Here is a 12,449-nt window from a genome sequence, read left to right as displayed (position 1 = left end):
ACCATGGGCACGAGGGGCACCGCTTTCCGGGAGACCATGCTCGGCACGGTCAGGCTGGAGGGGGAGGACCGGGCCCGCGCGGTCCGCCTCGACCTGAGCGCGGCCGCGGACCGCGTGCTGCGCCCCCGCGGCACGACCGAGGCGCGGATCACCGGCCGGATACGAATCGCCGGATGCGCCGACGACCCTTGCGCCGAGGGAGAGTTGGAGATCTCGCCGCTGGCCAGGCGGCGGATCCGCTACCGGATCTCCTTCACGGCCGGGGACCGCCGCCTGACCCTCGACGGCTGGAAGTCCGTGACGCCGCGCAGGCCGCTGACGTCGATGACGGTGCTGCCGTTCACGCTGTACGAGGAGGGAGCGCGCGCAGGCGAAGGCACCCTGCGCTTCCCGGTGACGACGGGGCTCGTGCCCTTCCTCGCGAGCTTCCGGTTCCCGTGGCAGGAGGACGCGGGTTCACACCTGGCGCCGCGCTGGAACGGCGAGCCGGGCCGCACCGAAGTCTGGTACACGACCCTGACCGACCCCGCGACCGGCACCGGACTGTGGCTGCACCACGAGCTCACCGCGCCCGCGGACGGATCCGAGGCATTCGCGCACGGCTGGGCCGCCGTGTTCCCCAAGGACGGTCCGGTACGGCACGCCCGCTTCGGCCCCGCGAAATGGACCGGGACCGGGGACGGCTTCACCGCGGACGGCGTCTCCGCAGGGCCCGGACGGCTTTCCGGCTCGGCGGGCGACATACGCTGGGATCTGGCCGAACAGGCCGAGGGGGCAGCGCTGTTCACCTTTCCCCGCTGGTCCTGGCGTCGCCCCCTGCTGCCGGCGGCGCAGATGCTGCCGGCCGCCCGGGCCTCGTACGGCGGGACATTCTCGTACGAGAACACGACCGTGACGCCGGTCGGCGCGCCCGGAGCCTCCGCCCGGATCTACGGCCACGGCAACGCGCGCCGCTGGGCCTGGCTGCACGCGGATCTCGGCGCGGGCGATGTGCTGGAGATCGTGGCGGCGGTCTCCATGCGGCCCGGACTGCGCCGGCTGCCGCCGCTGGTCTTTCTGCGGCTGCGCCGGGGCGGCCGTACCTGGCCGCGGCGGGCCGAGCGCACGGCGGTCGGCTGGGCCGGGCTCGGGCGGTTCCGTTCCGCCATCGGGCTGCCCACCTGGACGGTGACCGGCCGCGCGGGCCTGCGCCGCATCCGCGTCGAGGTCACCCAGCCCGAGGACCGCACGCTCGCGCTCGCCTACACCGACCCGGACGGCTCCCACGCGATCTGCCGCAACAGTGAAAGCGCCGACGCGCACGTCCTGTTGCAGCGCTGGTGGTGGGGCGGCTGGCGCACCGAGGCCGAGTGGACCCTGGCCGGCACGGCGCACGCGGAGGTGGGCACGCGATGAGTCTCGACGGTCTCGTGGCCGCGCTCATCGCCGACGACGGCACCGCCGGCTGGCCCGCCCGGGTCCCCGGCAGGCTGGAGGCCGTCATCGGCTCGATGCCCCCGCATGCCCGTGCCGGGGTACGGGCGGCGGCGGGCGCGGTCGACGCGTACGCCCTGGCACGGACCGGGCGCAGACTCGCCGCGCTCACCGCCGCGGAGCGCGAGACCGTGCTCGCCGCCCTCGCGGCGCGCCCCGCGCTCCTGCCGCTCCTCGATGTACTCAAGGTGCCGGTCCTGCTCGCTGCCGGAACCGAGCGCATGCTCGAACACGGCGTACGCGCCCTTGAGTTGGCGCGCGAGGATCCACCGCTCGACTGCACGCCGTCTCACGAGTGGCCGGCGCGCTCCATCGCCGACGCGGTGGTCATCGGATCCGGCGCGGGCGGTGCCATGGCCGCACGGACCCTGGCCCGGGCCGGGTTCCGCGTCGTCGTACTGGAAGAAGGGCAGCACCACTCCACGGCGTCCTTCGGACGGCGCACCCCGCTCGACCGATTCGCGGAGCTCTACCGGGAGGGCGGGGCCACCGTCGCCGTGGGCAGTCCACCACTGCTGCTTCCGGTGGGCCGGGCGGTCGGCGGCACGACGGTCGTCAACTCCGGGACGTGCTACCGCACTCCGGACCATGTGCTGGCGCGCTGGAGCGGCGACTTCGGCTTCTCGCCCGCCGAGCGCTTCGGCCCGTACCTCGACGAGGTCGAACGCACGCTGCGGGTGGCCACCCAGCCGCTGGACGTCATCGGCAACAACGGCCGGCTCGCCCTCGCAGGGGCCGAACGCCTCGGCTGGCGAGCCGCGCCCCTGCGCCGCAACGCCACCGGCTGCAAGGGATCCTGCCAGTGCGTCGTGGGCTGTCCGACCGGCGCCAAACAGAGCGTGCAGCTGTCGGTCCTGCCCGATGCCTGCGCCGCCGGAGCCCGCATCGTCACCGGCGCGCAGGCCCGGCGGGTGCTGGTCGACGCCGACCGTCCGGGCGGCCCGCGCGCGGCGGGCGTTCTCGTACGACGGGAGGGGGCGGCGAATTCGAGATCCTCGCCCCGCTGATCGTCGTCGCCGCGGGCGCCCTGCAGTCGCCGCCCCTGCTGCGCCGCTCGGGCCTCGGCCGGCATCCGCGGCTCGGCCGCAACCTCAGCGTGCACCCGGCGACCAGCGTCGCCGGCCGGTTCGCCGAGCCGGTCACCGCCTGGGAGGGAGTGCTGCAGAGTGTCGGTGTGGAGGAGCTGCACGGCGAGGGCGTACTGATCGAGGCCACTGCGACCCCGCCGGGCATGGGCTCTTTCGTGCTGCCGGGCCTGGGGAGCGAGTTGCGGCGCGAACTGGAGGGCGCCGACCGGCTGGCCACGCTCGGAGCGATGATCGCCGACCGTCCGTCCGGGCGGGTACTGGGCCGGGAGCGAACCCTGCTCCGCTACGACCTGGACCGGCGCGACGGGGACCGATTGATACGCGCCGTGCGTGCCATGGGGGAACTGCTCTTCGCGGCGGGCGCGGAGGAGGTCCTCACCGGCATCCCCACCGCGCCCCGCGTCCGCACCCTGTCCGAACTGGACGAGACCCTCGCGCACGTGGGCCCGCGTCGGCTGCACCTGTCCGCGTACCACCCCACGGGCACGGTGTCCGCGGGCGCCGACGCGCAGCGCTTCCCTGCCGACCCGGAAGGGCGGCTGCGCGGCGTGCACGGAGTGCTGATCGCGGACGGCGCGGTACTGCCGGGATGCCCGGAGGTCAATCCGCAGCTGAGCATCATGGCCGCGGCACTGGCCGTCGCCGAGGGCCATGTGCGCGGGTGACGGGACAGTCCGTCGTGCGGCTACCACGGATTTCCCTACCGCGCACGGCGCCCGGTCGGCGGCCGGGCGCCCGGCGGATGCTCGTCCGCCGGGCCCATTGCGGTTGTGCCGGTCCGTGTCAGGGCGGATTCTGGAGGCAATGAACCGGGCTGGTGTGGCGCCATGAGCACGTTGAGCGCGGCGAAAACTGCCGATTTCCGTGGCCCGCTCGACGTCGCCAGGGCTGCCACGGTGGTACTTGATGCCCAGGACACGGTCATCGGATGGAGCCACGCGGCGGAGGGTCTCCTCGGCTACCCGCAGAACGAGATCGTCGGACGGCCGCTGGCGACGTTCCTGTCGCCCCGGCAGGCCTCCGAAAGCGCTGCGGATCAGGAGCCCGCCCCGGCCTCGGGCACGCCGCTGAGCGGGAGTGAGATCCGCGTCGCCCAGCACCGGGACGGCCGTAGCCTGCTGGTCGCAACCCTGGAGTGTCCCCTGCCCGGCGCCGGCGCGGCGGCTCGTGTGCTCGTCGCGGCCGAACTGGAGCAGCTACGGCTGTGGGAATCCCGGCTGGCCCTGCTGCACGGCCTGGCCACCCAGTCGCCCGTCGGGCTGGGCATCTATGACACCGACCTGCGCCTGACGTGGTGCAATGCCGCATACGAACGGGAGATCGGGCTGCCGTTCGCCGAGTTCCGAGGCCTGCGGGCCGATGAGATGTACTCCGAGGGCAGGTTTGTGACCAAGGGGTACCCGGACACTCTCGACGCCGTCATGCACCACGTACTCGACACCGGCGAGCCGATCGTCGACCTGCACTTTCGCGGTGAGCCGCCCAGCGACCCCGGAAAAACGCACCTCTGGTCATGCTCCTACTACCGGTTGCAGGACGCCGACGGGCATGTATTCGGATTGTGCGAGGACGCGTTCGACATCACTGATCGCTACGAGGCCCAGCGGCGGCTGGCCCTGCTTGTCGAGGCCGGGCGCGCAGTCGGCACGGCCCTGGATGTGATCGTCACTGCCGAGGAGATCACCGAGGTGGCGGTCCCGGAGTTCGCCGACACCGTGACGGTCGACCTGCTGAAGGAGGTACTGGAGGGCGAGGTGCCGGCCGCCGACGGCCGGGGGGCACCTGCTCTCGTACGGGCCGCCTCCCGCTCCGCCCGGGCGACGGGCGGGCCGGGCGGCCCCGGCGATCCGAAGGAGCCGCGTCGGCCTTCGCCTGTCGCCTACCCGCCTGGTTCGCCGCAGTACCGCGCCCTCTCCTCCGGCGGGCTCACGCTGGTGGACGACACCTTGGTCGTGCCGTTGCGGGCGGGGGGCGACACGCTGGGACTCATCACCTTCCTCCGCAGTGCCCCGGTCGCCACGTTCGAGAACGGCGAGGTCGCACTCGCCGACGAGCTGGCGGCCCGTACGGCGGTGTGCATCGACAACGCCCGGCGCTTCACCCGTGAACGCACCGCCTCACTCGCCCTGCAGCGCCACCTTCTGCCGCAACATCTGCCGCAGCCGTCGGCGGTCGACCTGGCCCATCGCTATCTGCCCACGGACAACCTGACAGGGGTCGGCGGCGACTGGTTCGACGTCATAGCGCTTTCCGGAACCCGGGTCGGACTCGTCGTCGGGGATGTGGTCGGCCACGGCCTGGAGGCCGCGGCCACCATGGGACGGCTGCGCACGACCGTACGCGCGCTCGCACAGCTGGACCTGGCCCCGGACGAACTGCTCATGAGACTCGACAATCTGGTGGGCACGGCGGCGGAGGAACAGGCGGAAGCACTCGGCACGCCCGCCACTCATGAGGACGACGCCACCGGGGCCACCTGTCTCTACGTGGTCTACGATCCGGTCTCGCGACGCTGCAGCATGGCCCGGGCGGGGCACCTGCCGCCGGTGGTGGTGGACCCCGACGGCCGCGTGTCCTTCCCGGATCTGCCGGCCGGGCCGCCGCTGGGGCTCGGCGGCCTGCCGTTCGAGTCCATGGAGATCGAGCTGCCGGTGGGCAGCCTGTTGGCCCTCTTCACCGACGGCCTGGTCGAAACCCGTGACCGCGACATCGATCAGGGGCTCGACAACCTGGGACGGGTGCTCGGCGACCCCGGCGGGTCACTGGATGAACTGTGCGACCGCGTAATATCGGGACTCCTGCCGGACGGTACGACAGAGGACGACGCGGCACTGCTGATCGTCCGTACCCGTGAACTCGACGCCGGGCAGGTGGCCGAATGGGAGCTGCCCGCCGAACCGGTCGCAGTGGGCCATGCCCGGGAGCTGGCCACCGGACAGCTTCACGAATGGGGCCTGGAAGAGCTGTCGTTCTCGACCGAGCTCGTCGTCAGCGAGCTGGTCACCAATGCGATCCGGCATGCGGAGGGCCCGTTGCGTCTGCGTCTCATCCGTGATCGCACGCTCGTATGCGAGGTCGCGGACAGCGGCCACACCTCGCCACACCTGCGCCACAGTGCGGAGGACGACGAGGGCGGGCGGGGGCTGTTCATCGTCGCGCAGCTTGTTCACCGATGGGGAACGCGTTACACCGAGTCCGGGAAGACCATCTGGACGGAACAGACGTTTCCTTCGGAGGGATGAGGGACCGGGCCGGGGCGTTGCAGACAGTCGCCCCGCCCGAGAAGGGGCGGGGCGACTGCTGTGCGGTCGCGCGGTCGGGCACCACGCCGGCGGACATCGGCGGGTGGGCAGCCCGGTCGGGTATCTCAGCCCAGCGCCACCGTGAACACATGGATGTTCTGGTTGTCCGGGAGCGTCACGCTCCTGATGGTCTTGCCGGAGGGGGCGCGGAAGGACTTGGTGGCGAAGATGTAGGCGTCCACCACGTCCTTGTCGCCGCCGCTGACATTGCGGTAGGGGGTCCTGGCCACGGTCTCGTTTCCGTACTGGACGGTGCCGCCCCCGCCGCCGACCGTCCAGTCGGTGAAGGAGAGATCGGCTGTGCCCGAACTGCCGTCGGTGTACGTCACCTTCGCCGTCGCCTCCTGGTTGCCGTTGACGGCACTGCCGAGGAAGGAGAGCGTGGCCGGCGTGCCCGCGAGGTCGATCGTCCGGCCGGTGGCAGAGGCGTTGTCGGGGCGAGCAACTGGTGATGCCGGCCAGGTGAACTCAAGGCCCTGGGTGGTGCCCTTGGCGCCCGGCGCGAGTCCGGCGCCGGTGAGTGCCTGGCGCGAGTAGCTCCAGCCGCCACCGTCGTAGTCGGCTTCGTCGTGGTCGCCCGCGTCGTCGGAGGCGCCGACGTTGTTGTACGCGGCGAGCAGGCTGCCGGGCTTCGCGACAGTGAGGGTGACCGGCTGCTTCACGGCCGGGCCGCCGTCACTTGAGACGGTCACCTCGGCATCGTAGAAGCCTTCCGCCGTCCGTTCACCCGCTGTCAGCTTGATCTCGGCGGTGCCGTTCGGGCCGACCGTGCCGGAGGCGGGTGAGGCGGTGAGTCCGGCCGGCGCGGTCACCTTGAAGTCCACGTCCGGTCCCTCGCCCGAACTCACCTGTACAGCCGCGACCTTGACGGTCAGTGAGCCGCCGGGAGCGATGGTCCCGGTGGTCGGTCCGACGCCGATCTGGTAGGGCTGCTCGCCGGTGCGGAACGACGGCGGGGCGCTGTCGGCGGCCGAACCCCAGGAGCGGTCGGGTTCCTTGCCGAGGGTGTAGTCCAGGCTCCCGCCACGGGTGACGAAGGAGGCGGGCAGCCACGGCTTGTCGCTCGTCGCGCCGTTGACCTTCAGCGACTGGACGTACGGGGCGTCGGCGGCCGCGCCCGGTGCCCTCACGGTGATGTCGCGGTGGCCGCGTTCGATCCGGATGAGCGGGAACAGCGGGGAGGACAGGACGAGTTCGGCGCGCGAAGGCACCTGCGGGTACATGCCCATCGCGGAGAAGACGTACCAGGAGGACATGGCGCCGAGATCGTCGTTGCCCGGGATGCCCTCCGGTGCGGTGGACCACAGTTTCCGCATCGCGGCCCGTACGGTCTCCTGCGTCTTGTGCGGCTGGCCCGCGTACGCGTACAGGTAGGGCACGTTGATGGACGGTTCGTTGTCCATCTCGGACTTGTCGCCGCCGCTGCCGGTGAAGGCCCAGCTGCCGTCGGCGTTGTGGAAGAAGGAGTCCAGGCGCTGTGCGGCCCGGTCCTTGCCGCCCATCGCCGCGAACAGACCGGCGGCATTGTGCGGGACCATCCAGGTGTACTGGGCCGCGGTGCCCTCGACGAAGCCGTTGCCGGTGGAGGGTGTGAAGCCGGTGACCCAGCTGCCGTCGGCCTTGCGGTTGGCGATGTATCCGCCGGTCGGGTCGGCCGCCGCGTTGAAGTTGTTCTGCCACCACTGGGCGCGCTCGGCGAACGACGCGGCCGTCTTCTTCCTGCCTGCTGCGGTGGCGAGCTGGGAGAGGGCGAAGTCTGCGCCGGAGATCTCCAGGGTCTCGGCCGCGCCGCCCCAGGCGTTCGAGACGGACGGCATGTAGTGGCCGGCCAGGTACTTGTCGAGGGACGGCCGCTGGCCCACCGAGAGGATCGGCTTTCCGGCCGGGCTGAGGTCCTTCCCGGTCGGTACGGTCGCTGCCTTGACCAGCGAGTCCAGTGCTCCTCCCAAGTCGAAGCCGTGGCCGCCGAAGGCGTGGATGCCGGCGAGCGCGGCGGGTGACGGGTCTCCGTTCATGACGTGCGTACCGCCGGAGTTGTGGATCCACCGGTCCCACAGGCCGCCGTTCTGGCGGGCGAGGTTGTACAGCGACTGGGCGATGTCGGAGCCGGTGTGCGGCTTGATGAGTGTCAGCAGCTGGAGCTGCGAGCGGTAGACGTCCCAGCCGGAGAAGGTGCCGTACTGGGCTTTCTGCCTGCCTCCTACCTTGTGGACCTTGCCGTCGCTGCCGGCGTACCGCCCGTCGGAGTCATTGACGACATTGGGGTGGAGGAGGGCGTGGTAGAGCGCGGAGTAGAAGGTGGTGCGGTCGGTGTCGGCGCCGCCGCCGACGCGGATGGCGGAGAGTTCGCGACGCCAGGCCTCGTGCGCGGCCCGCCGTACGTCGTCGAACGAGCGGGACGGCGGGTTCTCGGCGGCGAGATTGGCCTCGGCGCCCTTCTGGTCGACGTAGGAGATGGCGACCTTCACGCCGACCGGGTCCTTGCCGGGCGCGAACTGCACGTATCCGCCCGAGCCCTTGCCCGCGACAGGGCGGCCGTCGGTGCCGAAGCCGCCCGTCCCGCCGTCGGCCTTGGTGGCGCCCGGCTTCAACTCGCCGTCCTTCCAGGTCCCGTGGGATGTGAAGGCGCGGTCGAAGGTGGCGGTGAAGTGGACTGTGTAGTAGCTGCGGCGCCCCTCGGGATCGAGGTAACCGCAGAAGTTGCCGCTGGTGACCGAGCCGGAGACGGTACGGCGCTGCGGGTCGATGTCGATCTGCGCGTCCGTGGAGCCGACCTCCGAGTTGGCGCTGCGGATGAGGAGCGAGGCCGCCTTGTCCTCGGGAAAGGTGAAGCGGCCGGAGCCGGTGCGGGTGGTGGCGGTCAGGTCCGCGGTGACGCCGGACTTCAGTCCGACCGTGTAGTGGCCGGGCTCGGCGGTTTCGTCGGCGTGGCTGAAGTCGGACGCGTACACCGCGTCCTTCGTGTCCGCGGCCGGGGAGGAGGTGACCTCGCCCGCGTACGGGAAGAACGGGACGTCGCCGGAGCCGCCGGCGCAGCCGGTGCCGGACATATGGGTCAGGCTGAAGCCGCGGATGCGGGTGGCGTCGTACTGATATCCGCCCGGAGCGGCGGTGCGGGTGGCGTTTCCGCGGGTGTTCTCGGGGCTCCAGGAGAGCATCCCCTGCGGGAGAACGGCGCCGGGGAACGTGTTGCCGCCGTTCCTGCTGCCGATCAGCGGGTTGACGTAGGCGGTCGGATCACTGACCAGAGGCAATGCCGTGTCCGCCGCCGCGGGAGCGGCGAGCGCGGGCACGGTGAGCCCCACGGTCAGCACCGCGGCCGCGAAGGCGGCCGGGAGCTTCAATGGCATGGCGGTCCTGCCTTGTCGGAAGGGCCACGCACGACGGGTCGAACAAGCCGGAGGGGACCGTACCGCACATCCCTCGCATCCCGTAAGGGCACCCTCGTCGCGTGTGCTCGACACGCCGAACCCTCGTCCCGAACAGCCTTGACGACACCGGGTGGTTGGCGCTCTACTGATCGGCATCTCGCTTTTGACAACGTTGTCGCGCTTCGGCCGGTCGAACAAGCCATCGCCCGTTCAAGGTCGGCAACCCGGAGGGGCGCGTCATGAAGCGGTCTTCACCCGCCACGGTGCTGAGCGCCGCCGGGAAGCTCGGTCGGTTGCCCGTGACGGTCGGTTGCCCGTGGGACCGCCACGAGCCCCTGCCCAATTTCCCGGCAGGGGCTCGTGGTTGCCGTTTCCGGACGTCAGGCCACTGCGCCCTCGCCGTGTGCCAGCGGCCACTCCCGGTGCAGGCTGCCCAGCGGGATGCGGTGCTGGAGGACGGGCGTACCGAAGATGGACAACTGCAGCTGCAGCCATCCCGTCAGATCGACCCCGCCGTAGATCTTCCAGGCTCCTACGACGGCCCCCGGTGTGGCGGCAGCGGTGGCCTCGCCTCGTAGGTAGGGGGCGAGATCGGCGGTGACGCCGACCGCGCCGTACAGCCCGACCGTGGCCTCGGCCCCGAGGGCGGCTTTCACCTTGCCCGCCGCGGTTACCTTCGCCCGCACCGGGGTGCCGGTCATGTCGGAGGTGCTGACCGGCTTCCATCCGCCCGACTTCGAGTAGCTGCCGCCGATCCGGAAGTCACCCTTGAGGTCCTGCTTGATGTCGACGGTGACGGTGCCGTCCGCGGCCACCTGGGCGTACGCCGTGAGGTCGAGGTTCACCACCACCGGCACAGGCCCGACCTGGATCACGGGATCGGCGTGCAGCTTTGCGAACGGAATCCGCACCGGCTTGCCGCCCGCGACGGCCTTGCCCTTCAGCTGCCACTGTGACGTCCAGTCACCGGTCAGCCCGAGGAAGGCGGCGTCCGGCGTAAGGACGGAGGACCCGTCGTACGAGAACTCGACCTCTGGTGCCAGCTGCACATAGCCGGCGACCGACGCCGCCCCCGCCACGGGAGCGCCCTCGGTGACCGGCAGCGGAACCGCCGCTCCGACATCGATCCGCAGACTTCCCAGCGGCAACTTCGCGCCCTGAGGGCCGACATGGATGTTCCCGGCCTTCGCCCAGGAGACCTTCACGCCCTGGACGAGTGGCTCGACGTCGACGGTCGCCGGATCGACCGGGACCGTGCCCTGGGCCTTGTCGTCACCGAGCAGCGCGCTGAGCGTCGCGGGTTCGGTCTTGACTTCGGTGCCCTTCTCGGTCTTTCCCGCCACGTCGGTGACCTTGGCGAGCAGCCCGTCGGGTGCTCCGGGCGCGGGGCCGCTGGCGATGATGTCGCCCGCGGCGGGTGTGTCACCGGCGGGTGTGGCCCCTGAAGGAGGCTTCTGCGCACTGGATATGACAGCCCGTCGACTGCCGCGGTCGTAGGAAGCTACCTTCAGCGGCGACTTCTTCGCCTGCCCGTCGCCGCCCGCCCGCGCGACGGCGGTCGGCTTCCCGTCGGGCACCCCGGCCACGGCGAGCTGCCGCGAGGGACTGGGATCCGGGTTCGCGATGCTGGTGGGGTGCTGGGCCTCGGCGGCGGTGGAGGGTGATGTCCCGCTCCCGGCCGAACAGCCGGTTGCGAGCAGGGAAATGGAAGCCAGAGTCACTAACACGACATGTCTGGCAGGGAGCTTACGCACGTAGGAATCCTCGGAGCGTGTGTTGGGGGAGACGCGCAACAGGGGAGGAACTCGCAAGTACCGGCGAGTAACAACTGGCCGTACGATCCCACACGCATCACGGGCATCGCGTAGATTCCGGCGAATCGGGGGAATGAACTCGATCACATCGCGGCCCCGCCGCCGTGTACACGGAGGAGCGCGTCATGCGCGGTCAGGAGGGTGGACGGCGGGACCTCTGTTTCTCTCAACAGCCTTTGGCGCAGGGCCCGTTGTGCTGCTCCGCCCTCGCTGTCGAGGATGCCGGCCGACCGTGGCGCCGGAAAACGTGTGGCGGATCCCGTACGGGCCGTCGATGCTCCTGGGTATGCCCGGCATCGAGTCGAACCCGTCCCCCGACAACGACCCCCTGACCGAAGGGCCGTTGGAGGATCAGCCCGCTCGGAGCTTTGGATGGTGGGACATGTTCCTCCACCCCGATGACGATCCGCGGACCGATGGAGGGTTCGAGGGGGAGCGCGCCACGCTCGTCGGATTTCTGCGCGATCAGCGCCTGACACTGGAAATGAAGTGCGCCGGTCTCGACGCCGAGGCCATGGCGCGTCGCTCGGTGGAGCCGTCCGACCTGTCGCTGCTGGGGCTGGTGCGCCACCTGGCCGGGGTCGAGCAGAGCTGGTTCCGGCGGGTGATGGCCGGGCAGGACGTGCCACGGCACTACCGCTCCGACACCGACCGCGACGGGGACTTCGACGGCGCGGTGCCCGACCCCGAGGTGGTCGCGCAGGCGTGGGACACCTGGCGGGCCGAGGTCGCCTTCGCGGAACGGTTCGTGGCCGAGGCGCCCGACCTTGAGGTCACCGGCACCAACGGCGAGGAGCGGATCTCGCTCCGCGAGGTCCTGGTGCACATGATCGAGGAGTACGCCCGGCACAACGGCCACGCAGACTTTCTGCGCGAGCGGATCGACGGAAGAGTGGGTCAGTAGGCTCTGCCTTCTTCATCGGGCCGGTCCGGCGTCCTCGACGGGAACCAGCCACTCGACGGGCGCCGCACCGTTTCGATCACGCTCGCTCGGTCGTCGTCGACGCAGACCGGGGACCGCCGCCGCCCCAGGTCCTGGGCCCCGATCCGCCGCGGAATTGCCGCGGCGCTGACGTCGGCCGGACCGCCGCGGAGCCCGGCGGGCGTCCGGTCTCAGGAGATCGGAGCTGCGGAACCCACGTAGAAGCCCGCACGCGGCGCCCGCCTTCCCTAGGCTGGAAGTGACTGGTCCCAGACGCGTGACGAGGTGGGTGTACCTCCTCGGAGGGCGGCTCGCCCTGCGAAGACCGGTCGGAGGCGAGGGAAGATGAGACGTCCGGCGATGGCGCCACCGAGCTCATGGGGGCACCAGGTGGTCCGTGCGGAGCGTGTCCGCTTCCAGCTTCGGGGGCACCAGGTGGTCCGTGCGGAGCGTGTCCGCTTCCAGCTTCGGGGGCGCTG

6 protein-coding genes and 1 pseudogene are annotated in these 12,449 nt (G+C 71.2%); 5 read left to right on the top strand and 2 right to left on the bottom strand.

The genetic code is table 11. The features are described 5' to 3' along the window. Positions 1-3: 3 nt before the first annotated feature. The 4 genes and pseudogenes from OG966_RS03195 (at position 4) to OG966_RS03180 (ending at position 5,803) form a co-directional block, all read left to right on the top strand. Entirely contained in the window at positions 4-1,395 is a 1,392-nt protein-coding gene (locus OG966_RS03195; protein ID WP_326647793.1) for a hypothetical protein, read from the top strand. Further along, positions 1,392-2,521: pseudogene (locus tag OG966_RS03190) on the top strand (GMC family oxidoreductase N-terminal domain-containing protein); the annotation flags it as partial. The gene OG966_RS03195 and the pseudogene OG966_RS03190, both read left to right, overlap by 4 nt. Before the next feature lie 48 nt (positions 2,522-2,569). Further along, positions 2,570-3,226 (top strand): GMC family oxidoreductase, encoded by a 657-nt coding sequence (locus OG966_RS03185; RefSeq protein WP_326655068.1) that lies wholly within the window; start codon positions 2,570-2,572, stop codon positions 3,224-3,226. Positions 3,227-3,388: 162 nt separating this feature from the next. Next, on the top strand, positions 3,389-5,803 hold the full coding sequence (locus tag OG966_RS03180) for a SpoIIE family protein phosphatase (protein WP_326647792.1): 2,415 nt from the start codon (positions 3,389-3,391) through the stop codon (positions 5,801-5,803). A gap of 125 nt (positions 5,804-5,928) precedes the next feature. Here OG966_RS03180 and OG966_RS03175 read toward each other — a convergent pair whose 3' ends face one another. Together OG966_RS03175 and OG966_RS03170 are read right to left on the bottom strand one after the other, a co-directional pair. Further along, the gene (locus OG966_RS03175) at positions 5,929-9,213 is read right to left on the bottom strand and encodes a GH92 family glycosyl hydrolase (RefSeq protein WP_326647791.1); all 3,285 of its coding nucleotides are present in this window, start codon (positions 9,211-9,213) and stop codon (positions 5,929-5,931) included. A 401-nt stretch (positions 9,214-9,614) separates the two neighbouring features. Further along, positions 9,615-10,988: a hypothetical protein gene (locus OG966_RS03170; RefSeq protein ID WP_326647789.1), complete on the bottom strand. Its 1,374-nt coding sequence runs from the start codon at positions 10,986-10,988 to the stop codon at positions 9,615-9,617. Positions 10,989-11,430: 442 nt separating this feature from the next. Between OG966_RS03170 and OG966_RS03165 the strand changes: the two genes are divergently transcribed. Next, on the top strand, positions 11,431-11,952 hold the full coding sequence (locus OG966_RS03165) for a DinB family protein (protein ID WP_326655067.1): 522 nt from the start codon (positions 11,431-11,433) through the stop codon (positions 11,950-11,952). Positions 11,953-12,449 lie beyond the last annotated feature (497 nt).

This window comes from Streptomyces sp. NBC_01750, assembly GCF_035918095.1.
Lineage (GTDB): Bacteria > Actinomycetota > Actinomycetes > Streptomycetales > Streptomycetaceae > Streptomyces.
Note: the sequence above shows the minus strand (reverse complement) of the source record. Positions and strands in the feature narration are given on the sequence as shown.